25 protein-coding genes are annotated in these 24,199 nt (G+C 51.3%); 3 read left to right on the top strand and 22 right to left on the bottom strand.

The annotated features are described in order from the left end of the window. Window positions 1-3 precede the first annotated feature (3 nt). The 7 genes from AAFJ72_RS02510 to AAFJ72_RS02480 all read right to left on the bottom strand — a co-directional run bounded on the left by AAFJ72_RS02510 (window position 4) and on the right by AAFJ72_RS02480 (window position 5,661). Entirely contained in the window at window positions 4-303 is a 300-nt protein-coding gene (locus AAFJ72_RS02510) for a CopG family ribbon-helix-helix protein (protein ID WP_025845698.1), read from the bottom strand. A 178-nt stretch (window positions 304-481) separates the two neighbouring features. Next, window positions 482-1,684, bottom strand: coding sequence for an alanine racemase (alr, locus tag AAFJ72_RS02505; RefSeq protein WP_432775943.1), 1,203 nt, complete (start codon window positions 1,682-1,684; stop codon window positions 482-484). A 2-nt stretch (window positions 1,685-1,686) separates the two neighbouring features. Continuing rightward, window positions 1,687-2,127, bottom strand: a complete 441-nt coding sequence (locus tag AAFJ72_RS02500) for a hypothetical protein (RefSeq protein ID WP_122905451.1) — start codon at window positions 2,125-2,127, stop codon at window positions 1,687-1,689. 246 nt (window positions 2,128-2,373) lie between these two features. Beyond that, window positions 2,374-3,495: a hypothetical protein gene (locus tag AAFJ72_RS02495; protein WP_432775942.1), complete on the bottom strand. Its 1,122-nt coding sequence runs from the start codon at window positions 3,493-3,495 to the stop codon at window positions 2,374-2,376. Between the two features lie 204 nt (window positions 3,496-3,699). Continuing rightward, window positions 3,700-4,737: a DUF4367 domain-containing protein gene (locus tag AAFJ72_RS02490; RefSeq protein ID WP_432775941.1), complete on the bottom strand. Its 1,038-nt coding sequence runs from the start codon at window positions 4,735-4,737 to the stop codon at window positions 3,700-3,702. 240 nt (window positions 4,738-4,977) lie between these two features. Continuing rightward, the gene (gene acpS / locus AAFJ72_RS02485) at window positions 4,978-5,364 is read right to left on the bottom strand and encodes a holo-ACP synthase (protein ID WP_432775940.1); all 387 of its coding nucleotides are present in this window, start codon (window positions 5,362-5,364) and stop codon (window positions 4,978-4,980) included. A 129-nt stretch (window positions 5,365-5,493) separates the two neighbouring features. Continuing rightward, a complete protein-coding gene (locus AAFJ72_RS02480) occupies window positions 5,494-5,661 on the bottom strand; it encodes a gamma-type small acid-soluble spore protein (RefSeq protein WP_122905447.1) in 168 nt (55 codons plus the stop codon). 216 nt (window positions 5,662-5,877) lie between these two features. Between AAFJ72_RS02480 and AAFJ72_RS02475 the strand changes: the two genes are divergently transcribed. Then, entirely contained in the window at window positions 5,878-6,129 is a 252-nt protein-coding gene (locus tag AAFJ72_RS02475; protein WP_432775939.1) for a glutaredoxin family protein, read from the top strand. A 21-nt stretch (window positions 6,130-6,150) separates the two neighbouring features. Here AAFJ72_RS02475 and AAFJ72_RS02470 read toward each other — a convergent pair whose 3' ends face one another. From AAFJ72_RS02470 to pstB (AAFJ72_RS02445), 6 genes are all read right to left on the bottom strand, one after another. Then, window positions 6,151-6,486 carry an ArsR/SmtB family transcription factor gene (locus tag AAFJ72_RS02470; RefSeq protein ID WP_122905444.1) on the bottom strand — a complete coding sequence of 112 codons (336 nt, stop codon included), beginning with the start codon at window positions 6,484-6,486 and terminating at the stop codon, window positions 6,151-6,153. A 95-nt stretch (window positions 6,487-6,581) separates the two neighbouring features. Next, window positions 6,582-8,156 carry a GMC family oxidoreductase gene (locus tag AAFJ72_RS02465; protein ID WP_432777135.1) on the bottom strand — a complete coding sequence of 525 codons (1,575 nt, stop codon included), beginning with the start codon at window positions 8,154-8,156 and terminating at the stop codon, window positions 6,582-6,584. Window positions 8,157-8,205: 49 nt separating this feature from the next. Beyond that, window positions 8,206-8,805: a gluconate 2-dehydrogenase subunit 3 family protein gene (locus tag AAFJ72_RS02460; protein ID WP_432775938.1), complete on the bottom strand. Its 600-nt coding sequence runs from the start codon at window positions 8,803-8,805 to the stop codon at window positions 8,206-8,208. 6 nt (window positions 8,806-8,811) lie between these two features. Next, window positions 8,812-9,204: a hypothetical protein gene (locus AAFJ72_RS02455; RefSeq protein ID WP_432775937.1), complete on the bottom strand. Its 393-nt coding sequence runs from the start codon at window positions 9,202-9,204 to the stop codon at window positions 8,812-8,814. Window positions 9,205-9,335: 131 nt separating this feature from the next. Beyond that, window positions 9,336-10,622 carry an arsenic transporter gene (locus AAFJ72_RS02450; protein WP_432775936.1) on the bottom strand — a complete coding sequence of 429 codons (1,287 nt, stop codon included), beginning with the start codon at window positions 10,620-10,622 and terminating at the stop codon, window positions 9,336-9,338. A 76-nt stretch (window positions 10,623-10,698) separates the two neighbouring features. Then, window positions 10,699-11,451 carry a phosphate ABC transporter ATP-binding protein PstB gene (pstB, locus tag AAFJ72_RS02445; RefSeq protein ID WP_432775935.1) on the bottom strand — a complete coding sequence of 251 codons (753 nt, stop codon included), beginning with the start codon at window positions 11,449-11,451 and terminating at the stop codon, window positions 10,699-10,701. 210 nt (window positions 11,452-11,661) lie between these two features. Between pstB (AAFJ72_RS02445) and AAFJ72_RS02440 the strand changes: the two genes are divergently transcribed. After that, the gene (locus AAFJ72_RS02440) at window positions 11,662-13,662 is read left to right on the top strand and encodes a methyl-accepting chemotaxis protein (protein ID WP_432775934.1); all 2,001 of its coding nucleotides are present in this window, start codon (window positions 11,662-11,664) and stop codon (window positions 13,660-13,662) included. 316 nt (window positions 13,663-13,978) lie between these two features. Here AAFJ72_RS02440 and AAFJ72_RS02435 read toward each other — a convergent pair whose 3' ends face one another. Next, a complete protein-coding gene (locus AAFJ72_RS02435) occupies window positions 13,979-15,172 on the bottom strand; it encodes a transposase (protein ID WP_432775933.1) in 1,194 nt (397 codons plus the stop codon). A gap of 173 nt (window positions 15,173-15,345) precedes the next feature. Here AAFJ72_RS02435 and AAFJ72_RS02430 point away from each other — a divergent pair, with 173 nt between their 5' ends. After that, complete coding sequence (locus AAFJ72_RS02430; protein ID WP_432775932.1) at window positions 15,346-15,750, top strand: DUF4288 domain-containing protein; 405 nt, start codon at window positions 15,346-15,348, stop codon at window positions 15,748-15,750. Window positions 15,751-15,822: 72 nt separating this feature from the next. Here AAFJ72_RS02430 and pstB (AAFJ72_RS02425) read toward each other — a convergent pair whose 3' ends face one another. The 8 genes from pstB (AAFJ72_RS02425) to AAFJ72_RS02390 all read right to left on the bottom strand — a co-directional run bounded on the left by pstB (AAFJ72_RS02425) (window position 15,823) and on the right by AAFJ72_RS02390 (window position 24,154). Further along, window positions 15,823-16,596, bottom strand: a complete 774-nt coding sequence (gene pstB, locus AAFJ72_RS02425; RefSeq protein ID WP_432775931.1) for a phosphate ABC transporter ATP-binding protein PstB — start codon at window positions 16,594-16,596, stop codon at window positions 15,823-15,825. A gap of 16 nt (window positions 16,597-16,612) precedes the next feature. Then, on the bottom strand, window positions 16,613-17,503 hold the full coding sequence (pstA, locus tag AAFJ72_RS02420) for a phosphate ABC transporter permease PstA (protein ID WP_432775930.1): 891 nt from the start codon (window positions 17,501-17,503) through the stop codon (window positions 16,613-16,615). After that, the gene (pstC, locus tag AAFJ72_RS02415; protein WP_122905436.1) at window positions 17,504-18,451 is read right to left on the bottom strand and encodes a phosphate ABC transporter permease subunit PstC; all 948 of its coding nucleotides are present in this window, start codon (window positions 18,449-18,451) and stop codon (window positions 17,504-17,506) included. 93 nt (window positions 18,452-18,544) lie between these two features. Next, the gene (locus AAFJ72_RS02410) at window positions 18,545-19,492 is read right to left on the bottom strand and encodes a phosphate ABC transporter substrate-binding protein PstS family protein (RefSeq protein ID WP_432775929.1); all 948 of its coding nucleotides are present in this window, start codon (window positions 19,490-19,492) and stop codon (window positions 18,545-18,547) included. A 425-nt stretch (window positions 19,493-19,917) separates the two neighbouring features. Beyond that, on the bottom strand, window positions 19,918-21,240 hold the full coding sequence (locus AAFJ72_RS02405) for a helix-turn-helix domain-containing protein (protein WP_432775928.1): 1,323 nt from the start codon (window positions 21,238-21,240) through the stop codon (window positions 19,918-19,920). Window positions 21,241-21,417: 177 nt separating this feature from the next. Beyond that, window positions 21,418-21,756, bottom strand: a complete 339-nt coding sequence (locus AAFJ72_RS02400; RefSeq protein ID WP_246005817.1) for an aspartyl-phosphate phosphatase Spo0E family protein — start codon at window positions 21,754-21,756, stop codon at window positions 21,418-21,420. Between the two features lie 155 nt (window positions 21,757-21,911). Then, entirely contained in the window at window positions 21,912-22,463 is a 552-nt protein-coding gene (locus tag AAFJ72_RS02395; RefSeq protein WP_122905433.1) for a GerMN domain-containing protein, read from the bottom strand. Window positions 22,464-22,477: 14 nt separating this feature from the next. Continuing rightward, on the bottom strand, window positions 22,478-24,154 hold the full coding sequence (locus tag AAFJ72_RS02390) for an N-acetylmuramoyl-L-alanine amidase (protein WP_432775927.1): 1,677 nt from the start codon (window positions 24,152-24,154) through the stop codon (window positions 22,478-22,480). Between the last annotated feature and the right edge of the window lie 45 nt (window positions 24,155-24,199).

The following is a 24,199-nucleotide window of genomic DNA, read 5'->3' as shown; positions in this document are numbered from 1 at the left end:
TGGTCACACCCCGCTAACTAAGCGGACAAGAGTATGGTCAGCCTCTTCCTCAGCGCCAAAAGCCTCCGATGCCATTTTCAGATTGATCTTCGCCATCTCCATATACCCTTTTTGCATTGTCTCTCGGATCGTACGTTTTTTACGCTCCTTCAAATACAAATGCATCGCCTGGCGAATAAATTCGCTGCGATTGGATTTCTCCTTTTGAATGACGCCATCCACTTCCTGTAGCAAGTGTTGCGGCAAACTGATCATGATGCGTTTTGTGTTTGACTTCGACAAGACAAATCCACCTCCAACCATGACCGTAACTTCCATCTACTATGCCAGTTCTTGAAAGAACGGCCAGCATGAACAATACCATTATGTCGAAACCACTGCAAAAATATACCTATCCGTTCGCTTTTCAAGCAAAAAAGCCCGCATTTGCGCTTAACTAATATTCGCGCTTGAGATGAAAATTCCTGCTGTTTTTTGCTTGCTAGTTATTTACATTTTTTTCTGGCGCATGTTTCATCGCCAACGGATGAAACACCTCGACCACTTCCTTGTTGCGAACATAGACGCGCGGAATCCGGTAATTCAGCATGCAGGGGACTTCGTAGTTGATCGTTCCAAGCAACGCGGCAACCTCATCCAGTGAGATTTCCTCATTACCCTGCTTGCCGTAGAGAACGACCTCCTCATCGACCTGCCCTAAGCCCGGCTCCAGCCTGACCATGATCTGGTCCATGCAGACTCGCCCGACAACCTGATAGCGGGAACCATTGTACAACACTTCTCCCCGATTGGACAAGAGGCGGGAATACCCGTCTGCGTATCCGATCGGCAACGTCGCAATCCGCTCGCCGGGCTTTGCTGTGTACGTAGCGCCATAGCTGACCGTAAACGGCTCTACGGCGGTTTTTACATGCGCAATTTTGGTTTTCAGGGAGAGGGCAGGGACAAGGCGGACGTCTGCGCGCTCTTTCATGTACGGCGAAGGATACAATCCGTATAAACCTATGCCTAAACGGATCGTATCATACCCCCAATCAGGAAAAGCGATTGCTGCCGCTGTATTGCAGCAGTGAACTTTCGGCAGCTTTTTGCCTTGCTCGCGCAGCGCCTGCAAAAAGGATTGAAACATCTCGTGTTGTCCTCGCACATGGGTCGTATCCGGTTCATCCGCGCAGGCGAAGTGCGTGAAAATGCCTGTCCATTCGAGTTTGGCGCTGTTTTCAAGCGCTGCTACCACTTCCAGCAAATCTGCTGTCGTCCGAACCCCCAGACGTCCCATGCCTGTGTCGGTTTTGACATGCACACCAACAGGGCGAAGCTCGGCCTGCTGCAGTCTCTGATTCGCTGAAACAATCCATTCCGTGCTGTACGCCGTCAGTTCTACTTTCAGTCTGCTGGCCGTCTCGACCGAATCTGCCGGGGTGTACCCGAGCACCAGAATCGGCGCGTCAATGCCTGCTTTACGCAAGATGACCGCTTCATCGAGCATGGCTACTGCCAGAGAGTCGGCACCGCTCGCCAGCGCCTCCCTGGCGACATGCACAGCGCCATGACCGTAGCCGTCTGCCTTGACGACTGCCATAATGCCTGTGCTTTTCGGCAGATGGCCGCGGAACGTCTCGACATTGGCCCGGATGGCGTTCAAATCAACCTCAACCCAAGTGTCACGAGAAAACGGTTTCATATCTATCTCCTCTTGTTCCCTTTTCGATAGTAAAACAAGCGCTCATTCAAATGACTGAGAAACTGTCTGGAAACCATCAGCGATTCTTTTTTGCCCCCCAGGCGGTAGAAATGGCGGCCTTCGTAAATCTGCTCCACTTCTGACAGCGGGTAGCTGGTTTCTTTTCCGGAGATGCTGACAATCAGGTGAGTCTTCGTCAGCTTGTACACAGGACGCAGCATCGCCTTGTACAGGAACGGCGACAGACCGACGACCGCAATCGCAATCGCGAAGGCAAGCACTTTGAAGGTCGTGTCATTGCTGGGGAAAAACTGGGAGAGAATCATCATGCCCAAAACGAAGGCGACAGTCTCCCCAATGCGCATGCGCCAGCTTTTTCGCAACAGCATGTCCTTGTAGGCCGACTCCTCCTGGTACAAAACTTCGGTAGACGGTTTTTTCATCTTACAGTATGCACCTCATTACGGTATAAGTTACCTTGAATGTATCGTGTTTGCCCGGTGCGTGTCAATTCGGGTATGGTCCTTTTTCCTCCTGCAAACACGGACGTACAAGGGCAAATCGGCCGACTGCTCGCAATCCCGGAGCGATATTTTGCGTGGCGAAAGATATTTCATCGTGCGCAGTGGGAAGCAAAGACGCAAAAAGTCAGGCGAGATGGGCTCCCGCCTGACTGTTAAGCAGCGCTGTTATCGCTCGTTCGCTGTACCTTGCTCTTCTTTTTTCAGGTTGTGTTTCATGGTGGCGAATTTCTCAAAGCTGCCTTCTACCATTTTTTGCACCCGGGAAGCCAGTTCCTCGTTGCGCTTGTCCGCTTGCTCCTGCGTCAGCTTGCCTGCTTCCACCGCTTCTTTCAATTTTGCTTCCTGCTCTTTTACCAGCAAGGCTACCACATCATCCACGGATACGCCTTGTGCTTCTGCTACAGCTGCCAAGGTCTTGCCTGCTTTCAGCTCTTCTTGCAGCTTGGCGGCGTCGAGTTTCAGCAAGGACAGCAGTTCTTCGTTTTTGTCGAAGCCGAATCCGAATCCGAAGCCTCTGCCTGGTCCTTTGCCCGGATGCGTGTTTTGCACCATTTCTTTTACGCGCTCTGCGGCGTTTTCATTCATTTTATCGGCTTGCTCCTGCGTCAGCTTGCCTGCTTCCACCGCTTCTTTCAATTTGGCTTCCTGCTCTTTTACCAGCAGCGCAACCACATCATCCACGGATACGCCTTGTGCTTCTGCTACGGCTGCCAAGGTCTTGCCTGCTTTCAGCTCTTCTTGCAGCTTAGCAGCGTCGAGTTTCAGCAAGGACAGCAGTTCTTCGTTTTTGTCGAAGCCGAATCCGAAGCCTCTGCCTGGTTCTTTGCCTGGATGCGTGTTTTGTACCATTTGTTTTACGCGTTCTGCGGCGTTTTCGTTCATTTTATCGGCTTGCTCCTGCGTCAGCTTGCCTGCTTCCACTGCTTCTTTCAATTTGGCTTCCTGCTCTTTTACCAGCAAGGCTACCACATCATCCACGGATACGCCTTGCGCTTCCGCTACAGCCGCCAAGGTCTTGCCTGCTTTCAGTTCTTCCTGCAGCTTGGCGGCATCGAGCTTGAGCAAGGACAAAAGCTCATTGTTTTCTTTGAAGAAAATTCCTTTCGCGAATCCGCCTGGGTGCCCTTGCTTGTTGAAGGCGAACTTCACCTCTGCCGGTTTGTTCGCTTGCTGTGCTTGCGCCTCTGTTTGCGCTGTATCTGCTGCCAAGGCGCTTCCCAAGCTCCCGATACTCAAAACCGCTGCCATCGTGCCCAAAAGCATACCCAGTTTTGCTTTGCTAAACATATTTGCTCCATCCTTTCATCTTCAGTGCTTATGTACCGCATCTCCCTGGTACAGTTCCAAGTGTACAGGGGCTTTTTTAGATTCTTGTTTGAGAAAAATGGAAAACTTGCGGGAAAGTATAGGAGTATTGGTAAGAGCCAAAAAGCTTCCCCCAGGCACAAAAATAGAGGACGGTCACGACCCGTCCCCTCTCCCGTATTTTCTTTATTTCCCGCCGATCCCGTATGTCGACTGGGCAACTTTCACCATCTCTTCTTCCGGCAAATCGCCGGCGATTGTAAATTCTACTCCGTCCAGCTCCCACGTCAGAAGTCGTGTGTTTTCACCCGTTTGCGCCAGTACCCCAACCGTGAAGCCGAGGTTGACAGGCATGCCTTGTTCATACGAGACGGATGCTTCTGTCGGACGGGCTTCGATCAGCTTGTAGTTGTAAGCTCCCTTGTAATTGAGGATGACCGTTCTCACACCGTCACGTGTGACCGGCTCAATATCGCCCTGTTTGACTCCTTCCGGCACATACGTTGGGACAATGACGCCAAACTGGCTGCTCGGCTGCTGGGCAACCTGTCCATTCACCCCTGCCATGGTCGGAATCGCCGTCAATGAGCTGGTCGCCATGTTGCGATCCTTGTCAAAGGCATCCTTGTCAAACGTCGGGTTGAACGAAAATTCGGTGAAATCGATTTTCACCAGCGGCTTCATACTCGAATCCATGATCTCCGCATGCGTAGGCCTGAAGTCTTCTGTCAGCCAAATTTTTTGCTTGGTCAGAGAGCGATTGCCGGTGTAATTGGCTTTCACCTCAAATACGTACTGCTTTTCCTCCACCTTCATCTGACGCTCCGTATCGTCGATGATGCTCTTCGCCAGCGTCTCGTACAAATACAGCGGGCCGTTGTTTTCCGGCCAACCGCTCTGGAAGCGGAAGCTCTTGTTCAGATGCGGAGTCAGTACAAATACTCCCTCATTGTTGCGCAAAATGATCTGCGTGATCCCGCGCTGCTTGGAAGTGAGAGCTACCCGATAGTTGGCAGGCTTTTCATACCAGACCTGAACGTCGTACTCCATAGGAGTAGAGCCTGTGTGCATGGTCAATACTGCCTGAGACTTGTACCCGCTCATTTTTCCCAGCGTCCCGTTCAGATCACTCACCACATCTTCCGGTGTTTTCTGACCGAAGCAACCGCCGAGCAGCAACGTAAAGACCAACAATAACACCAGTGGTAAAGCTGCCCTCTTCATTCCATGAACTCCTCCTTGTCAACTTTTTCGACAAAGAAGGGCACCCCTGTCTATTTCCTGGGAAATCTGTCAGTCTTTCGCCTCTGGTCGCGCTCATCGTGTCAAAAGGCTGTACTGGGTACAAAAGGACGCGAATCGCTTGATCGGCTGAAGACTTACCCTTCCTGTAAGAGCAGGTAGTCCCTCCTGATCTACGCGATATAAATGTATGTCCATCCTCGTCCCAATATGCAGACAAGTTTACAATTCTTCCACAACTACCTGTGCCATGGCGTGTGTCTGGCTGTGGGAAATGCTCACGTGTACACGAACGCGCTGCGGGTCCAAACCGAGCTTGGTCAACACGTCGCCATTTACTCGCATCATCGGTTTTCCCGTCTCACTCGGGGTAATTTCCATATCCAAAAAGCTTAGTGCATGGCCGATGCCTGTCCCGAGCGCTTTCGCTCCAGCTTCCTTCGCCGCGAACCTGCCTGCCACGATTTCCACTTGTCGCGCTTCAGCTTTGCCAGCCAGCAGCTTTTTTTCTGCTCCAGTCAAAAAACGTCCAATCGCCTTTTCTTGGCGCTTCATCAACGTGGCGATCCGCTCAATCTCGACGATATCCACACCAATGCCAATAATCATGGGCCTCGGCCCTCCCCGCTTGTAGATTCTGCTGTCACAGTACCATCCTCCTCAGCCCTTTTGCAAGCGCAAATGGAAAAGCCAAAAACCCCCGCATTTGGCGGGGGCGTTGTCCATAGCTACCAGCTACTACTCAGTAGCTTGACCTGCTTGTTGGGCGGATTTTTGAGCGGATTGCTGGTTTTGGCGACGAACTTCCGCTACGTTTGTTTCGCTTGCGAATTCAGTCGCAGTGTTTTGCGCCTGAGCTGCTTGGTTTGTTTTGTTCATAGCGTTTTGCTTGTTTTGTTTAGGCATCGTTCCATTCACCTCCTCGACGTCACTGAATATAATTTGTACCGCGCCCCTCCCTCATATCCATCCTCATTTTTCCAGTTCGTGCGATTATAGACGCTGCTGCAGTATTCTCATTTCCGTCTTGAACAAGGGCATCCTATAAGTGCTTTGCTGCGCAGGAAATTCGCCAGCAACCGCGAATTATGTTGTTCGACTACTTTTGAGAGGAGCATCTGTATGGCTCGAACCGTTATTGTCTATACGCAAGCTACATGCGGCCCTTGCCAGGAAGAAAAAATGTGGCTGGCATCCCAAAACGTCGCTTTTGAAGACAGAGATATTCGCAAAAACGATGCGTATTTTCAGGAAGCAATCAACCTTGGTGCCAGCATGACACCTGTTACTTTGATTCAAAAGGAAAACGGGGAACAGATCGTCATTCACGGCTTCGACAAGGAAGAACTAAAAAAAGCGTTGGATCTTCATTAATCCAACGCTTTTTAAGCCCGATCAGCCGAAGGTAGGTGTGCTTTCGGCTGCTTTTTGTTTGACAATCGACGACATATCCGGCAAGTGTGACAAGATTTGCTTGACTGCAGGAGGGCATTCTGTATTGACGGAGTAAAAAACCCATGGTCCCTTGCGCCGTTCTTTGACCAAACCGTGTGTCTTTAGCTTAGCCAGGTGCTGGGAAACTGAGGGTTGGGAAGTTTGCAGAATCTCCACGAGATCACGGACACATAATGATTGCACTTGCAGTAGAGCCATGATCGTCAAGCGCGTCTTATCACCAAGCAGTTTGTAAACCTCGGACAAAAACAATACCTGCATCAAATCCGCTTCCATACGAACCCACCTTTGCCTTGCATATCTGTTTCCCAGTATACTATACGGCTTATATGATGGGGAAGATATGAACGTAAATGTTCCTTGAACACTTCTTAAACTTCACGTTGCCGCATCGCTTCGATCAGCTTGTCCGCGGTGCGCGCGGCCAGGGCCATCACGGTATTGGTCGGGTTGCTGCCGCTCGATGTCACGAACGTGGAAGCGCCCGCGATGAAAAGATTGGGGATGTCGTGCGACTGCCCGAATTCATTCACAACCGATTGCCCGGGGTCGTTGCCCATTCGGCAGCCGCCCATCAAATGCGCGGTATCGGAAACGACGTGCTCCGGCTTGCCGCCCATGGCTTCCATAATCCGCTTCATTTGCCCGATGGCATGCTGGTAGAGCTTGCGATCGTTTTCCTGATAACTGAAAGTGACCTTGGCCACCGGCATTCCGTATTCGTCTTTTTCCTCGCTGAGCGTCACAGCATTGTCCGGGTGAGGAAGCACCTCTCCGACGAGCGTGATTCGCGCGTACATGTTGTAGTCGAGCATCGTTTCCCGCAGTTGTTTTCCCCATAAAAAGGTCTGGTCTTCCCGCTCTGTTGATATGGCCCCCGCCATGGAAACAGGTCTTGACCCGTGTGCGCTCAAGGTGTACCCTCTGGCAAAGCCGCGTTCCCGGTCTGTCTCATAAAAATGCTGGGTCAGGGCAAGCACAGGCGTCCCTTTGTACAGGCGCACTTCTTCCGGGAGGCGGCCGTAGACGTCATGGCTGGAATGCGGCATGATCGCCTTGCCTACCCAGCCGCTGGAGTTGGCCAGCCCATCGGGAAACCGCGATGTCGCGGAATTTAGCAGCAGCCGGGGCGTCTCCACGACAAAGCCGGCGAGGATGACGACCCGCGCCATTTGCCGATGCATAAGCCCATTGTGCGAGAACAAGACGCCGCTTACCCGGTCGCCCGCCATGAGAATTTCCGTGACCATACAGTCTGACAGCACCTCGGCCCCTTCCGCGATGGCCTTCGGGATATGGTGAATCAGGCCGCTGTACTTGGCATTGGGCATGCATCCCTGGTTGCAAAAGCCACGGTTGATACAAGGCGGACGTCCATCGAACGGAGCGGACAAAATCGCCAGCGGAGCGACTACGCTCTCGATTCCCAGCTTTTCGCAGCCTTCCCGGAACAACTGGGCATTCGCGCTGATCGGCTCGCGGACCGGGTAAGGGTACGGTCCGTGAAAAGCGCCCCACGGGAAGTAACTGGGGCCGGAAACGGCAATTTCCCGCTCGATCTTGTCGTAGTACGGAGCCAAATCCTGATAGGTGATCGGCCAGTCTTCCCCTACGCCGTCTATCGTTTTGGTCATGAAGTCGCTCTCGTGAAAGCGCAAAAATACCCCGGTAAAATGCACCGTTCCTCCGCCGACTCCCCGGCCGGAGTTGTTGTGGCCAAGGCGCAAAGGGTCGTTTCCCGCCACCAGTCTCGTCTCCTGCCAGGCCAGACGCTGCATCTCCAGCTCGTCACTGGCAAAGTCGCGCTGCGGGTCCCAAAATGGCCCTGCCTCCAGCACGACGACGCGCAAGCCCGCTTTTGCCAACTCGTACGCCAGCACGCCTCCTGCCGCGCCCGCACCAACGATGCACACATCGGCTCCGTCTGCGTATTTCCTGTTTGCCATCTGCTGCGTGCCGGGTTTCTGACCAGCGCCTGCACGCTGCGCCTGTTCTTTATTCGACATTTGCCCTCGCCTCCCATGGGTCCGTCAGTCCTTTTTCTACGCGCACATAACCGCGCGGGTAAGCAGGCCCGCCGTAGCCAATATCTGACCAAACAATCGGATGGGAATAATACGCCTGCACGGTGTCATGCAGCAGCTTTTTGAAAAAATCAACGGGAGCGACCTGGCTCCATGCCTCTGCATCTGTGACGTTGCCAGTGGAAATTTGCCTCAGCACCTCCTGCTGCTGTTCGGCAGAAAGCGCTGCAAATTCCGTCTTGTACAGAGCGTGGCTCTCCGCTTCCACCCCTGCCAGTCCCAGACGGTACAGCTCTTTTTTTGGCGGAACCCCGACCTTGCGCTGTGACTCTCCGATCGTGCTCGCCAGCGAGTCATCCAGGTGGGCAACAACAAAGGTCAGCACCTCCAGCCGATGGTCGTCGACGAGGACGCTCACGATTGCCTGCAGCAGCAACGCTTCCGCCTGCTGCAAATAACGATGGGCAATCTGCGGCATTTTTCTCGCACCGACCACTTGTCGCGTATGGACGTCCCAGTTTTGGTGCTGCTCCCAGACGTCATAGGAAGGGTAACGACTATGCTTGGCCATCTGTGTTCACCCCCAGAAAAGGGCCAGTAGCCCTAAAGCCGCGATGGCAGTAATGAGCAGAGGCAAAATGACAGGCGGGCCGACGAGAAAATTTTGCGATTGTGAAAAGCCACCTACCCGCTGCTTGACTCCGGCGGTATGCAAGTAGGCCCCGTACACGCCGCCGCCCATCCCGACGATCATCATCAAGGCAAACAACCACCGCAGCCACCCTGCATTCACAAACGATAAAACAATAGCCGTAACCGCAAAAACAGGCAGTTCAATGACTGGCACCCACATCGCCCAATGGCGAAAGTTTTGCCTGGAATGAAAAAGAGTGACTTGCACGGCAATCAGGATGAACGCCAGTCCCGTAAACAAAATGAGCACACGCTCGATCGGCCAGCCCTGCCACATGGAAACATCCTCCTTTTTACTTACGTTGCGCCTATTTTTCCCCTCGCCGCTACCGTCCTATTCCACAAAAAGAAAAAGCCTGCTGATCGCATCTGTTGCAGCATCAGCAAGCCTTTTTGTCACTTCTATTCTCACCAAACCAGCGCCAGGTACAACCCGAGCAAAGCGATCAACAAGGTCGGTATCGTCAGCACAATCCCTGTCCGGAAATATTGTCCCCACGTAATTTTGACATCTTTTCGGCCAAGTACATGCAGCCAGAGCAATGTGGCAAGCGAGCCAATCGGCGTAATTTTCGGCCCCAGGTCGCTTCCGATGACATTGCCATAGATCATCGCTTCGCGAAGAACCCCTTCCGCCTCTGTACTGCCAATCGCCAACGCATTGAACATCACCGTGGGCAGATTGTTCATTACCGAAGACAAAACAGCCGCAATCAAACCCGTCCCGAGCGTCGTCGCGAAGAGACCGTACTCCATCAGCGTATCGAGCGCCGCTTTTACGAGATCGGTAAGTCTTGCATTGTGCAAGCCCCAGACCACGACGTACATCCCGATGGAAAAAATGACGACGACCCACGGAGCTTCCTTCAAGATTCTGCCCATGGCAATCGCCTTGCTTTTTCGGGCAGCAAGACAGAAGACGAGAGCAGCAGCAGCAATGATGAACGACACCGGAACATGGATGGACTCGCTGGCAAAAAAGCCGAGCAGCAGGACAGCGAGGATGGGCCATGCCAGGCGGAACAGTCTTGCATCGCGGATCGCTTCACCGGGTTGTTTCAGGTGGGACAAGTCCACCTGACGCGGAATGCTTTTGCGATAATAAAGAAATAAGACCAACAGGCTCCCCGCTACGGAAAACAAGGTAGGCAAAACCATCCGCACTGCGTACTCGGCAAAGCCGATGTCAAAATAGTCGGCAGATACGATATTGACGAGGTTGCTTACGACAAACGGCAGCGAGCTGGTATCCGCGATAAAGCCGCTTGCCATGACAAACGCCACGACCATGCCTGCTTCCAGCTTGAGTGCCCGCACCTGCGCGAGTACAATCGGAGTCAAAATTAGCGCTGTTCCGTCATTGGTAAACAGAGCCGACACCAATGTCCCGAGCAAGATGACGTAGGTGAACATCAGCCGCCCATTTCCTTTTGCCAAACGGGCCATGTGCAAGGCAGCCCATTCAAAAAAGCCGATCTCGTCGAGAATGAGTGAAATGATAATAATCCCGACCAGCGCAAATGTGGCGTTCCAAACTATCGACGTCACCTCAGCCACATCGTCTAGCGATACCACGCCTGTCAGCAATGCCAGAATCGCACCGCCTACCGCCGGATAGCCAATCGACAAGCCTCTGGGCTGCCAGATGACCAAGGTCAGTGTGACGATAAAAATCAATAATGAAATCCAGACCACCGAGTATGTCTCCCCTCCATGTAAAAAAGAGCGAACCCGCAAGCAGGCCGCTCCTCTACCTTACTACAAACTGCTATTATCCGAAACGTCCAGTAATGTAATCTTCTGTCCGTTTATCCCGGGGATTTTGAAAAATCGCCTGTGTCTGGTCAAACTCGACAAGCTCTCCATTGAGGAAAAACGCTGTTTTGTCGGAGATGCGCGCCGCCTGCTGCATGTTGTGCGTCACGATGACAATCGTGTACGTGTCCTTCAACTCTTCCAGCAGTTCCTCAATTTTGGCTGTGGAAATCGGGTCGAGAGCGGAGGTCGGTTCATCCATCAAGATCACCTGCGGCTGAACAGCGAGCGCCCGGGCGATACAGAGCCGTTGCTGCTGCCCGCCTGACAACCCGGTCGCAGGCTTTTTCAAAACGTCCTTGACCTCGTCCCACAGGGCTGCGGCCTTGAGACTTGTCTCCACGATCTCGTCGAGCTGGTGGCGATCCGTCAGGCCGTGCAGGCGCGGTCCGTACGTGACATTGTCGTAGATGCTTTTCGGAAACGGATTCGGGTGCTGAAACACCATTCCGATATTTTTGCGCAAACGTTCGACTTCCACGCCGGAACCGTAAATGTCTTCATCAAATACCTTGACCACACCTGTAATTTTCGTGTTCGGCACCGAGTCGTTCATCCGGTTCAGCGTTCGCAAAAAGGTGGACTTCCCGCAGCCGGACGGTCCGATCAGCGCGGTAATGGAATTCGCGTCAACATCGAGATTTATATTGTAGAGGGCTTGTTTGTTCCCGTAGAAGAGATTTAACTCCCTCACCGAAATAACACTCATGCGTCCTTCGCCCCTTCGCGGTTGTAGCATCTGTTCTCCCAACCACTATAGCGTGCGAATGTTATGCTTTGATGTGAACTATATTAATTTTCCTTAAAGTTTTAACGCCAGGTAAATTTATGGTAAATGTTTCTTGCAAACCATATACGCTCCCCATAGTCCCCCCTACAATAAAGCTGAACGTTTTGTCGAATAAGGGGAGAGCATGCAATGCCGAGAAAAATACACCGTTCCATCTTCACCAGATTGTTTTTCGGGATTCTGACCATGGTTGTCAGCATGATGGCCATCGCCGCTTTTTTTATCAGCTATCAATCCGAAAGCACGCTCAACGAAAAGACAAAACAGCAGCTCCACGATGCTTCGAGTGCCGCCTTGCAGGAAGTGAACAGCCGCGTCCAGTCCATTATCACTGCCTTGTCTTCCTATGCTTCCACGTACAAAAACAGCAAGGTCACAAACAGTCAAAGCTTTGGCATTTTTAGCGACATGGTGAACAACAACCCAACCATTTCCGAAATACAAGTCGCGACAGCAGACGGGCGCTATTTGACCTTCCCCGGCTCGCCGCTGGACAGCTCCTACGATCCGCGAACAGCCGACTGGTACAAGGGCGCCTGGGACAAGCCAAACGCCTTCGTCTCAGATGTCTTTCAGTTTTCTGCCACGGAGTTTCCGAAGATCGCGGTCTCCATGGCTTTGCGCAACGAAGAGGAGGAGCCTGTCGGCGTCGTCGTGGCCTTCGTCTCTGTGCCGAAGCTTAGTGAATCAATCGGTCAAATCAAGCTGGGTCAAACCGGATATGCCATGATTGTCGACCAGCAAGGAAAGCTGCTCGCTCACCCGGATAAAGCCTACGCCCTGCAGCGTCCGCTCCTGACCGAGCTGCCTGTGGTCGCCAATGTCATTGCGGGCCATTCCGGCTTTGAATCGATGCAGATCAATGGCATGGACGCCTTTGCCGCCTACAAATTCGATCCTGCGCTCAAATGGGGCCTGATCGTCGTGCAATCTGTATCCGAGGTCAAACAGGAGGTGCGCCGCCTGCAGTTGACGATACTTGTTGTCTCCCTCGGCGGATTAGGCTCGCTGGCATTGCTGCTCTACTTGTACGTCCGCAAGATTATCAAGCCCGTCAAAGAGGTGCAGCAAAAAATGACGGCATTCAGCGAAGGCGATCTGTTTCAGACGATGCACGTCCAGACGAGAGACGAAATCCGCCAGCTCGCCGACAGCTTCAATCGAATGAGCGGGCAAATCCGCACCATCATCGGGAAAATCCAGCACGTAATCGCCGACGTCAAGCAGGTGGCCGAGCATGTGGGGAAAGGCTCACGCCACTCTCACGCAATGCAGACAGAGGTCGTCTCCGTCACCGAGCGGCTGGCGCAGGAAATGGACAACCAGCAAGGGCAGATCGACGACATCCACGTCACAATAGCAGGCATTACAGAAGAAATGGCCCGGATTACGCAGTCCATGGAAACAGCCATCCTGCAAAACGAAAAGTCGCGGGAGCAGAGCGTCAAAACCGCTACCTCCATTGATCTGCTAAAGGATAACATGCAGAATATCTCGGCCGACATGAAAGCCTCCCTCCAGGCAATGAGCTCGATGCGCGAGAGCATGAACGACATCCGGGAGATTGTCGGCTGGATCTCTTCCATCTCCCAGCGCACGCGGCTATTATCGTTCAATGCCCGCATCGAGGCATCGCGAGCCGGTCAGGCCGGACTCGGCTTCGGCGTCGTCGCAGACGAAATCCGCCTGCTGTCCGAACAAACCGAAGAAGCGACCGCCCGCATCCAGCAGGTCATCGCCTCGGGGGAAAACCGGATGGAACATGTGGCAACATGCCTGGAAACGACCGATCACACAACCATCAACGGCATTTCGACGCTGCATCAGGCAACGGATACTTTTCAGCAAACTTTTGCCATCAGCGAAGCGCTCACCGCGCAGTTTGAAACGATCAGACAGTTGGCCGAATCGATTGCGCATCAAAGCCAGACCATCTCTAGCCGCGTGGACAGCCTGACCGACTCCGCCCAGGAAGTCGTCTCGGGCACACAGCAAGCCGTCGCCGCCACCCAGGAAAGCCTCTCCCTCTCGGAGCAGTTCCTGCACGATGCCGAGCGGCTGACAGGCATCGTGCAGGATTTGGAGCAGGAAATTCGCTTTTTCCGGGTAGTAGAGAAGCCTTCTGCGTAGAAGAACAAAACATCCTCTTTGCCCAAAGTTAACGTTTATCACAACTTTGGACAAAGAGGATTTTTCGTTGAGGTTTTTCCTCTATGATTTCTGCTTCCATCCAAATTTTCTTTCTAGCAATTTCATTTTCCATACAAACGTTGCAATATCGAAGCTACTCTATTATGGTTATTTTTAAACCGAGCATTTTGCATAATTCCATTTTCGAGAAAAAGACAACAGATTTATATGGTCCGTGGTTGGTTTCAATGTCGTGCTGTGATGGCTTTTTGGAAAAATGGGCAGACCTGCAGAATTTTCGTTTATGCTGAAAAATTTAAGCTGCGGCTTTGCTTGAATGCCCCGCCATAGCAAGGGCAGAAGCCAGCAGTACAATGGCATTCAGGTACTGGTGCGTCGTGACTTTCCGGATTCCCCACACGTGCATCGCGTCAGCAGTTAAAAAGGTTTTCAAGCGGGCATTGCATCGTTCCACGCTAGTTCGTTCGTGGTACAGTTCTTTCCAGCGCTTGCTATCCCGGTGCGGTGTGGAGTAGCGGCGCAGATCACTGGTTGTATCCACCTTAACGACCATCCCATAATTGGAAGACGAACAAGCGGCCATTCCGAGTGGACAGTCTACTTTACCCGTAGCATGGGGACAGCGGAATTTCAAAATATCCCCAACCGCTCCCCAATAAGTCATCGGAAACCCCATGGAGCAGCATGGCGTTCCGTTCGACATCATACCAGCGGGCGGTTCCTTCTCGTTACGAAGGTTCATCGGGATGATAGCCTGTGCTTTCAAATTCCGTGCTGTTTCGTAGTTTTTGAGCTGGTCGTACCCGGCATCAAGCACAAAGAACTCCACTTTGGTTCTAACAGCAACTTGTTCCATCAGATTCGGTGCTAGATCACCGTCATGGACATGAGCCGGTGTGACTTCCAGTGCCATCGGCAGTTCGCTTTTGGTGTCGACGGCGAGATGGAGCTTGTAGCCAAACCACTTTATCTTGTTGCCGAAGGAGTCAAACTTGGCTCCCCAGTTTGCATTGCCCGTGAGCTCGCTTTTACGTTTCGGCTGTTTCTTCTCATAAGCATGGATCGCGGCACTATCGATGGCCACATGACATCCATCGATGATGCCTTCTTGCTTGCAGCGTGTGACCAGATCCTCAAAAAGTCGCTTGGCCAGGTCTTTACTCGTCAAATCGGCAAAGACGCGGCTCAACGTTGCCACGGAAGGAGCCTCCCGATCAAGCCGAAGTCCGCATTGATAGCGAAAACGAAGATCCATATCCAGCCGACGGTGCAGGCCGGTGAACGTACTGATATTCTCAAGCGGAGCTGCAAGCAAAGCTCGAAGAATTCCTTGTCTGCAATGACCGTCAGCGCCACGGGGTGAACGGCTTCTTAGTTCTTTGGCGTAAGGACGTAGGTCAAGAGCGCTGAAAAAGATAGGCAATCGTTCTTTGGATTCAAGTTTTTGCAGTTCCTCGAAGGAAAACAGACTTTCTTGGAGAATATACAAGGTGACTTCCCTCCCTTGGGTTTTCTTGTTTCGTCACTTGAAAACTTCTCCAAGTCGGGGTGAAGTCCCTTTTTTATCCCTAGAAATCCTTGTGTCTTAAGGGCTCAGATTTTTGCAAAATGCTCAAACCAAATGCGTTCAAAAAAGATTCATTCGTTATTGGGAGGACTGTTATGGATACCAAATCAACAGAAGCCCAAACAAGATGGTATGCAGTAAAAGTATTATTTGAATCTGTTCATTCTGGAGATCCACTCCCTGATAAATCAGATGCAGACGATAGTGATGATAATTTGAAGCTCTTTGAGGAAAGTATTATACTCGTGAAAGCGTTAAACGAGAGTCAGGCTAATGAAAGGGCAGCACTTCATGCCAAAAAAGGTGAGCATGAATACTTGAACGCATATGGTGCTTCAATTAAGGTTCAGTTTGTGAGAATTTTGCACACTTTTGAGCTCAACGACGACGAACTCACTGACGGAACTGAAATCTATGCAAGATTTATTCACGCTCGTAACGAGAATACAGCTATGGATATTATTAAACGCTATTACCCAGAAGCTGAGTATATGGATTAGGTGAAGCCTTGTTAAAAGTCAAAAAGCCTTCCTTGCGCAGTGAACGCAACGGAAGGCTTTTTCGTGTGCAGTTCAACCAAACCGCCCACTAATATACGCTTCGGTCTTGTCATTTTCCGGCGATGTGAAAATTTTCCCGGTCTCGTCCATCTCAATCAGCTCCCCGAGCAAAAAGAACGCCGTTTTGTCCGAGATGCGGGCCGCCTGATGCAAGTTGTGTGTCACGATCACGATGGTGTACTCTTCCTTCAACTGCATGACCAGCTCTTCAATTTTCATCGTCGAAATCGGATCGAGCGCGGAAGCTGGTTCATCCAGCAGCAAAATCGTCGGCTGCATGGCGATAGCCCGTGCAATGCACAGCCGCTGCTGCTGCCCGCCTGACAAGGAGAGCGCCGAATCGCGCAGGCGGTCCTTCACTTCGTCCCACAGCGCCGCTTTGCGCAAGCTTGTCTCCACCAGCTCATCCAGCTCGCGGCGGTCCGTCATTCCGTGAAAGCGCGGAGCGAAGGCGATATTTTCATAGATGGATTTAAAAAACGGATTGGCGCGTTGAAACACCATTCCGACGATTTGCCGCAAGCTCTCAATGTTGACCTGCTCGCTATTGATGTCGATACCGTCAATGACGATGGAGCCTGTCACTCGGCAGGAGGGCACGAGATCGTTCATCCGGTTCAGGCTGCGCAACAGCGTTGATTTTCCACAGCCGGACGGCCCGATGAAGGCCGTGACCGAGTTTCGTTCAATGTCCATCGAAATATTTTTTACCGCTTGCTTTTCCCCGTAGTATACCGAGACATTGTTCGTCTTCATAATCGTATCTTGCATGGTGAGTACGGACATGGCGGATCACCTCTTTTTAGTTGGAACCTGACGTCATCTTTTTGTACACCCACGTCCCGAACCAGCGGGCCGAGACATTAAAGAGCAGCACGGCAATAATCAGCACGGCGGCAGCGCCATCCGCCACGTCGCGCGCGTCTGGCACAAGCCCCTCGCTGTTCACTTTCCAGATATGCACGGCCAGCGTCTCGGCCGGGCGGAACGGATTCAGCGGCGAAGTCGGGCTATTCAGTGAGAAATCCGCAAAGTTCAGGTTCGGTGATGACATCCCTGCGGTAAACAGCAAGGCAGCCGCTTCCCCGAAGACACGGCCGGAAGCGAGAATCGCCCCGGTAATAATCCCGGGCAATGCCGCCGGAAGGATGACGGAGACAATTGTCCGCCATTTGGTGATGCCAAGCGCCAGACTCGCTTCTTTTTGGCTGCGCGGCACGTTGCGCAGCGCATCCTCTGTCACACGCACGAGCAGCGGCAGGTTGAAGACGGTCAGCGCAAGAGCGCCGGAGAACAGCGTGTAGCCCCAGCCTGTCATGTTGACGAAGACGAGCAAACCAAACAAACCAACAACAATGGACGGCAAGGAAGATAGCACTTCTATACTCATGCGGATAAACTGTGTAAACTTGTTATCCGGCGCGTATTCCGCCATATAAATGCCTGCTCCGATGCCAATCGGCAAGGCGATCAGCATGGTTAAGACCAGCAAATAAATCGAGTTGAACAACTGTGGACCAATCCCGCCCCCTGCGTTGACGATGTCGGGCGGCGAGGTCAAAAAGTCGAGATTCAGCTTGTGCCAGCCTTGCGTCAAAATGAAGCCGAGCAAGCCAATGAGCGTACCGACAATCAAAACGGAAATCAACGTCAAAACAATGGTAGCAACGCGATCCATCAGTCTCGCTCTCATCTACTTCACCAGCCTCTTTCTGCCCAAAAAGCGCAAGATCATAATAAAGACGAACGACATCAGAAGCAGCAGAAGCGCCATGGACCAGAGCGCATTGTTGTACGGTGTTCCCTGAATGGTGTTCCCCATGTTCAGCGTGATGCCGCTTGTCAATGTACTGATCGGGTCCAACAGACTGCCCGGAAGCTTCGTCGTGTTCCCGATAACCATCTGCACAGCGAGCGCTTCGCCAAAGGCGCGAGCCATCCCCAATACCACCGCAGTCAGGCAGCCTGGAAGCGCAGAATGCAGCACCACATTCCAGATCGTCTGCCAGCGTGTGGCACCCAAAGCGAGAGATGCGTTGCGCAAGTCTTGCGGTACTGCCTCAATAGCATCTGTCGCCACGCTGGTGATCGTCGGCAAAATCATCAAGGCAAGCACCAGTCCCCCTGCCAAAAGACTGAAGCCAAGAACGTCAAACTGTTCGCGAATAAAAGGAACCAAAAGCGTCAGACCTACATATCCGTACACTACCGATGGAATTCCAACCAAAAGCTCGATCACCGGCTTCAACACTTTTTTGCCGAAGCCAGGGAAGATTTCCGTCATGAAAATCGCCGCCCCGATCCCGAGCGGTGCCGCGATCACCGCAGCCAAAGCCGTTACCAAAAACGATCCGAGAATGAACGGGAACACACCGTAGAGTGCGGGCTCGCCCTCCGGGTCCCATTTCACCTGTGTTAAAAATTCGCTGATACTGACGCCGTCGACAAAAAAGGTGGACAACCCTTTGGAAGCGATGAAGTACGTTATCGACAAAACAACGATAACCAGCAAGGCCGCACAGAGCATGGCAATCGTTCGCCCCGTCATGTTCTCTGTAAATTGCCGTTTGTTATATGTCAGCATTTTTCGCGCAATCAGCGATTGGCGATTTGTCCCGACCCCTTCAATCCGATGGTTCATGTTCTCCCTCCTAGAAAGAAAACGGCTTTCGCGCAAGCAAAATGAGGGGTAAGGCCCCCCACCCCTCTATTTTGCTGTTGACCCGTGCGTATCTTATTTTTGTGTTACTTTCCCTTCAGCGTCGCGCTCTACTTTCATGTCTGTGATCGGCAAGAAGCCCAGATCGGTAACGGTTTTCTTTTGCACTTCTTCCGACAGGATGAAATCCAGGAAAGCTTTTGCGCTGCCAGTAGGCTCGCCTTTTGTGTACATGTGCTCATATGCCCACACTGGGTATTTGTTCGTTGAGATGTTTTCTGCGTTTGCTTCCACGCCATCCAGTTTCAATGCTTTTACGGAGTCATTGAAGTAGGACAGAGCCAGATAGCCGATTGCGCCCGGTGTCTCGGCAATGATTTTGCGGACAGTACCGGAAGAATCTTCTGTGATGCCTTCTGCTTCTTCTTTTCCGTCCAGTGCGAATTTGCTGAATGTTGCACGCGTACCGGAAGATTTCGGGCGGTTCACCAGCGTGATTTTCATGTCATCGCCGCCAACTTCTTTCCAGTTGGTGATTTTTCCAGTGAAGATGTCGATCAGTTGCTGTTTGGTCAGGTTGTCTACTTTTACTTGCGGACTAACGGCTGCTGCCATTCCGACAACGGCTACTTTATGGTCAACCAGCTCGTTTGCCGGAATGCCTTTTTTCTCTTCTGCGAAAATGTCAGAGTTGCCGATTGTAGCTGCGCCGCTTGCTACCTGGCTCAGCCCTGTTCCGCTTCCTCCGCCTTGTACCTGGATTTGTACACCTTGATTTTTCGCCATAAAGTCTTTGGCCGCTTGCTCGACCAGAGGCTGCAAAGCGGTAGAACCAACTGCTGTGATCGGTTCACCGGATGTTGTTGTCGAACCAGAGTTGCTTTCCGGAGCTGGAGTAGCTGATTGTTGCTGCGCCGGTTGTTGCGCTGTTTGTTGGGATGGAGCCGCACTGTTGCTGCCGCATCCGGCGAGCAGTGCTCCTGCAAATGTCAGCGCCATAAACAGTTTGCCGAGTTTTTTCATTGGATGAAAATCCTCCTTAACAGGTTCGGTTTGTTTTTGTTTCTTACAAGTACAAACTATACAGACCGAATGTTGTTGGATTGTTTTGCGATTGTTAAGCTTTTTTAAAGATGGGGTCAATTCTGGATGAAATGAAAGCGGGCTGTTAACAGCAAAGAAGAGGCTGGCTGCTACCTCTCCAAAACAAAAAAAGTTGGGTGGGAAAAGCAATGTTTTTCCGCCCAACTTTTTCTTTTTGGAGTCATTCTCTTCGCTGCCATTACCGCATCGGCAATCACTGTTTTGGTAGGCAAAAAAGCCGCTGCTAGTCACTCCGGATGGAGGATGAAACTGCGTATCCGTAGAGCGGTGGTGCAGACTGTAGAATAAAAGAACTGGTTTTCCTTCGCCAGTTATACTTTGTACCCCAGTTTCAGTTGGCCATTTTACTTGTCTGGAATGGCCTCAATCATCTCGTCAATCACACGAGTCACATGATGGGCCGGGATATACAGTTTCATTTTATCGGCTAAAGCAAGACAACGTAAAGTTTCGTCAATCCCGATAGCAAATCTCTCTCTTTGGAGTTCATAAATCGCTTTCTGATAGCGAAAACGGAAATGTCGGCTAGCACTTAATCCGTTAAGGTCATCTTCCCTGTAGCTGGTATATTCTGAAAAACGCTCTAATACCTCATCAATACAAAATCCGTATTTGTTTGCACATTCCATGATCGTTACTAATGCAGGAAATATTTCTTCTGGATAATCAGCAAGGAAGTTTATACACTCAGGTAAAATTTCGTAATTGCCCAACAGCATATCAAGGGTATATGAATTAATTTTTGCCCAAACTCGAAACTTTTCTACCTCTTGTTTTCCCGTCTCATCAAGAAACTCAAACCATCCTAAATCAGCATAACCTTGTATATACTTCTTAGCCTCTTCATACAGCCGTCGTTTTTTCAACGCTGCCGCCTTGAGAAGAAATCCTTGCCCATAGTACACAACTAAATGACGTTCCGTTTTGGGTAAATCATTAGCTTTAGAGCTTGTCCGTCTACGCAATTCGTTTTCGTAGACGATCGTGGCTAAATTCCGTAACTCATCAGCATATTTCTCGACATCTTTCCACCTGCACATCATGAAACATACGTTTGCTAACTGTAACAGCGCATCCAGTTGGACATTCTCGGGAAGTCGTTTCCAATACGAATCAAAACGAATAACAGCCTTCCAGTTTTCTTCAGTATTTGTTCCTTGCACCGCCCGAAATAATCGGTATTGACTCATCACAAATTGGTCGGAATAACTATCTTTCTCGTTATCAATGACCAACTCATAAAAAAGCACCGACTCCTTCTGTTTGCCGCTCTGAAATAACTGTTCTGCCACAGAAAAGAGAATTGAAATGTTTTTGGGATTCTCTAGCAGGTTAGAAACAATCGCTTTAATACAATCCTTCCGCCCGATCTCTGCACACCGAACCAAATACGGTACTAATCGCGGACGTGAAATTTTCCCTTCGGATAAACACTCTTCCGGATACAATTCATACAGCCATCCAGGAGCATGTCCAAAAGCCTTGGCCATCGCATCCAACTGGTTCACCGTAATGGCACGCGACGGACTGCTATTTAGCATCTCACTCAAATGTCCCGTGCCAATACCGCTCAATTCACTGAGTTTGCTAAGTGTATACCCGTTCTCCTTCAAGCTTTTTTGAATCTCAGACCGCAACGACCGCTGTATGGTCTCTTGTAGCTCCATGAAACTCCCCCTTCCCTCAAAACAATCTTATCTATATTTTACATTTTCTGATATATTTATCAAATATACCCCTTGATCTTGTATAACAACATGGACATGCTGCTTAAGATCGACAAATTCATTCTGGACGTAATCTGAGACTCCCAACAGAGGGCTTATTTGCATACATGGAGAAAACTATGGTTTTTGCATCATTTTCATCTGAATTTGCAAGAGGTATGTATCCAACTGCTGACTGAGCGACACAACCTCATCGTGCAAAAAATCACCCTTTTCCAAAAACAGTCGAACCAGCTGCTCACGCAAGTGTTCTACAGTTTTGAGTAGATCGTCTGTTTCCTGAAAATCTCCCCCTTCCTGCTCTAAAGATTGCGTGATACATTTATTGATAGGAGTGGAAACTTTTCCTCCTATGGACGTTCCTTTGACCTGGCGAGGGGCTGAAACGTCCTGCTCACACCTTATCGCTCCTATGAATAACGCCCCCTTTTTTTTACAAATAAGGACAATATTCACTATACAGCAATCCCCTAAAAAAACCGCCCTTAGAAAAATGGGGAAAACAAAAAAAGTTGGGCAGGAAAACAATGTTTCCCGTCCAACTTTTTTGTTTTTTGCTGGAAAGTAGCGAGGCGGATACCCGCCCCCCTTTCGTGAATCGTGAGGCAAAGCTATTCGTTGTCCCGCGTCAATGGCTCCGAAACATCAACATGCCCCATCAACGATTCGGCTTTTTTGCCGTCCTCCAGAATGACGATTTGCTTTACCTCTGGGAACTGGAAGAAGGTTTTCTTCAACGCATCCAGCGCCATCCCTTCGCCGCTTGAACCCAGGTTGTACTGGTTTTTGCTGTCCGCATCAATCGTCAGCGTGCCATCCGCAAATGTGACGTCATGATAGTGGAAGTCTTTCCAAAGCGGAAAATGAGCTTCTGCTTTTGTCGGCTTCTCCAGAAGCGAGAGGGTTTTCTTGTACTTTTCGATGTCCTCTGCAAAAGTGATTTCCTGTTCCTCTGCTTGCAGCTCCATCAGGTCACTATCGGAGTAGTAAACGGTAACGACCTGTTTGTTCAGTGTCGGCTCTGCTGTCGATGGGTCAGTGTTTGCGCCAGATGGTTGTTCAACAGGTGCCGTAGGCTGCGGTGCGGGAGCCGTATTTTGTCCGCAACCGGCCATTAGCAGCACAGCCAGAGCAGCCACCCAGATCATCCGACTTTTTTTCATCGTGAAAGCCTCCCTTACTGATAAGACTGATAGTATTCACGGATCGCCGCAACGAGGGCTTTCGCGATTTTGTCCTGGAATGCAGGTGAAGTCAGCAGCGCATTTTCTTGCGGATTGGACAGGAAGCCTGTCTCTGTCAAAACAGCAGGCATTGTGGTGTTCTTGATAACGTAAAAACCGCTCACCTTGACTCCCCGATCCGGGAACTGCGTTGCCCCTTGCAAATGCTTGTGTACAATTTGCGCGAATGTCTTGCTGTTTGCATGATAATAGAAGGTTTCCGTACCGCCTGTGGTCGGTTTCGGGAAGGCGTTGGCGTGAATGGACAAAAACAGGTCCGCTTCCAACTCATTTGCGATCGCCACACGCTCGGACAGTTCGTAGAACACATCTGTCGTGCGCACAGGCACTACTTGAAACTCCGGATATTGCTTGAGCAAAGCGACTACCTTGTTGGCGACGGCCAGATTGTAGTCTTTTTCGTGGTTGCCCGCCACTCCCAACGTACCAGGGTCTTTTCCGCCATGACCTGCGTCGATTACAATGAGGTATCCTGTTTTCTTCGGCTTTGGCGTCAGCTTTACTTCAATGCCGTCTTTGGTATATGCCAGATTATACTCGCTCTTCTGATTCAACTCAATCACGACGCGCACAGTCTCTGGCGAAGCACTGTACTGGCTGTACCGCAGGTTGGCGATCAGCGGCTCTTCTTTTGGCTCGCTGGCTGCTGCCTGCTGCTCGTCCAGGAAGTCGGTTTCTTCCGCATCCCGCTCATCGTCCTCATCCTCAGTGGAAGCGGCTTGCTTGCGATCCTCTGACACTTCGCTTCTGCCGTTTTCTTCTTTTGCTTTCAACTCTTCCACCAGATTGTCTGCCAATGCAGTTTGCGGGAGGTCCAGCACGATACGATGGGGTCCGGTGAGCACAAAAGAATTTGCCTGCACAGGCAGCTTCATATTAATCTGTACGCGATCCCCATCCTGTGTAACCCCTGTCAGCCGATTGAGTCTTTCGATTTCAACCAGATTCTTTTTCTTGTTCCAGACAATGGAACCGCCAAGCTCGTCCTCTACCTGCTCGATGGGAAGAACAAGCTCGCTGTCGATGGTCATGCCGCGTTCCGGGCGATTCCAGACAAATCCTTTTTGCCCGACCTGCTCAGCGACCGCATCAGCAGACACATACATGGTGTCCGACACGTGATACAGCTTGATCGCTTTTTCAGGCGCACGACCGTTCAACGTAACTTGCGGCGTTTCGTTTGCAATGACAGTGCGGGAGCTGTTGTCCCACCCTACCGTAATCCCGAGCGATTCCCCGACAAACCGCAGAGGGAGCAGCATACGCTGCTGGGCGATAACAGGCGGCGTATCCAGCTTGACCTGCTTGCCGTTCAGCGTCGCTGTGCGCGAGTCCAATGTGAGGGAAAGCTGCGTCGTTCCTCGTGTAATCACCGCTGTCCGCTTCGCTTCGTTCCAGGCGACATCCGCGCCCAGACCTTCTGCGATGACACGCACGGGAACCAGTGTCCGCCCGCTCTTGATTACTGGTGGCACATCCGGGGTAACTGCTTGTCCACCGATCATCAGGTTGACGGCTTCCTCAGTTACACTACTTGCCGCAGCCGCCCAACCGGGGATAAGCAGCAGGACCAGCAGCGCCAGAAGCAGAGGGTAAAATCGTCTTTTCATCCTGACCTCCTCCGTGATGTCTGTTCTGTTCTGTGATGTGGTGTA

Origin of the sequence: Brevibacillus gelatini (assembly GCF_050920745.1) — a bacterium.
Taxonomy (GTDB): domain Bacteria; phylum Bacillota; class Bacilli; order Brevibacillales; family Brevibacillaceae; genus Brevibacillus; species Brevibacillus gelatini.
This window is presented reverse-complemented; position numbering and strand designations above follow the sequence as displayed.

Coding starts and splice junctions, on each gene's coding strand:
- AAFJ72_RS02510 (WP_025845698.1), bottom strand. CDS start 303: ATGGTTGGAGGTGGATTTGTCTTGTCGAAGTCAAACACAAAACGCATC.
- alr (WP_432775943.1), bottom strand. CDS start 1,684: ATGAAACCGTTTTCTCGTGACACTTGGGTTGAGGTTGATTTGAACGCC.
- AAFJ72_RS02500 (WP_122905451.1), bottom strand. CDS start 2,127: ATGAAAAAACCGTCTACCGAAGTTTTGTACCAGGAGGAGTCGGCCTAC.
- AAFJ72_RS02495 (WP_432775942.1), bottom strand. CDS start 3,495: ATGTTTAGCAAAGCAAAACTGGGTATGCTTTTGGGCACGATGGCAGCG.
- AAFJ72_RS02490 (WP_432775941.1), bottom strand. CDS start 4,737: ATGAAGAGGGCAGCTTTACCACTGGTGTTATTGTTGGTCTTTACGTTG.
- acpS (WP_432775940.1), bottom strand. CDS start 5,364: ATGATTATTGGCATTGGTGTGGATATCGTCGAGATTGAGCGGATCGCC.
- AAFJ72_RS02480 (WP_122905447.1), bottom strand. CDS start 5,661: ATGCCTAAACAAAACAAGCAAAACGCTATGAACAAAACAAACCAAGCA.
- AAFJ72_RS02475 (WP_432775939.1), top strand. CDS start 5,878: ATGGCTCGAACCGTTATTGTCTATACGCAAGCTACATGCGGCCCTTGC.
- AAFJ72_RS02470 (WP_122905444.1), bottom strand. CDS start 6,486: ATGGAAGCGGATTTGATGCAGGTATTGTTTTTGTCCGAGGTTTACAAA.
- AAFJ72_RS02465 (WP_432777135.1), bottom strand. CDS start 8,156: ATGGCAAACAGGAAATACGCAGACGGAGCCGATGTGTGCATCGTTGGT.
- AAFJ72_RS02460 (WP_432775938.1), bottom strand. CDS start 8,805: ATGGCCAAGCATAGTCGTTACCCTTCCTATGACGTCTGGGAGCAGCAC.
- AAFJ72_RS02455 (WP_432775937.1), bottom strand. CDS start 9,204: ATGTGGCAGGGCTGGCCGATCGAGCGTGTGCTCATTTTGTTTACGGGA.
- pstB (WP_432775935.1), bottom strand. CDS start 11,451: ATGAGTGTTATTTCGGTGAGGGAGTTAAATCTCTTCTACGGGAACAAA.
- AAFJ72_RS02440 (WP_432775934.1), top strand. CDS start 11,662: ATGCCGAGAAAAATACACCGTTCCATCTTCACCAGATTGTTTTTCGGG.
- AAFJ72_RS02430 (WP_432775932.1), top strand. CDS start 15,346: ATGGATACCAAATCAACAGAAGCCCAAACAAGATGGTATGCAGTAAAA.
- pstB (WP_432775931.1), bottom strand. CDS start 16,596: ATGTCCGTACTCACCATGCAAGATACGATTATGAAGACGAACAATGTC.
- pstA (WP_432775930.1), bottom strand. CDS start 17,503: ATGAGAGCGAGACTGATGGATCGCGTTGCTACCATTGTTTTGACGTTG.
- pstC (WP_122905436.1), bottom strand. CDS start 18,451: ATGAACCATCGGATTGAAGGGGTCGGGACAAATCGCCAATCGCTGATT.
- AAFJ72_RS02410 (WP_432775929.1), bottom strand. CDS start 19,492: ATGAAAAAACTCGGCAAACTGTTTATGGCGCTGACATTTGCAGGAGCA.
- AAFJ72_RS02405 (WP_432775928.1), bottom strand. CDS start 21,240: ATGGAGCTACAAGAGACCATACAGCGGTCGTTGCGGTCTGAGATTCAA.
- AAFJ72_RS02395 (WP_122905433.1), bottom strand. CDS start 22,463: ATGAAAAAAAGTCGGATGATCTGGGTGGCTGCTCTGGCTGTGCTGCTA.
- AAFJ72_RS02390 (WP_432775927.1), bottom strand. CDS start 24,154: ATGAAAAGACGATTTTACCCTCTGCTTCTGGCGCTGCTGGTCCTGCTG.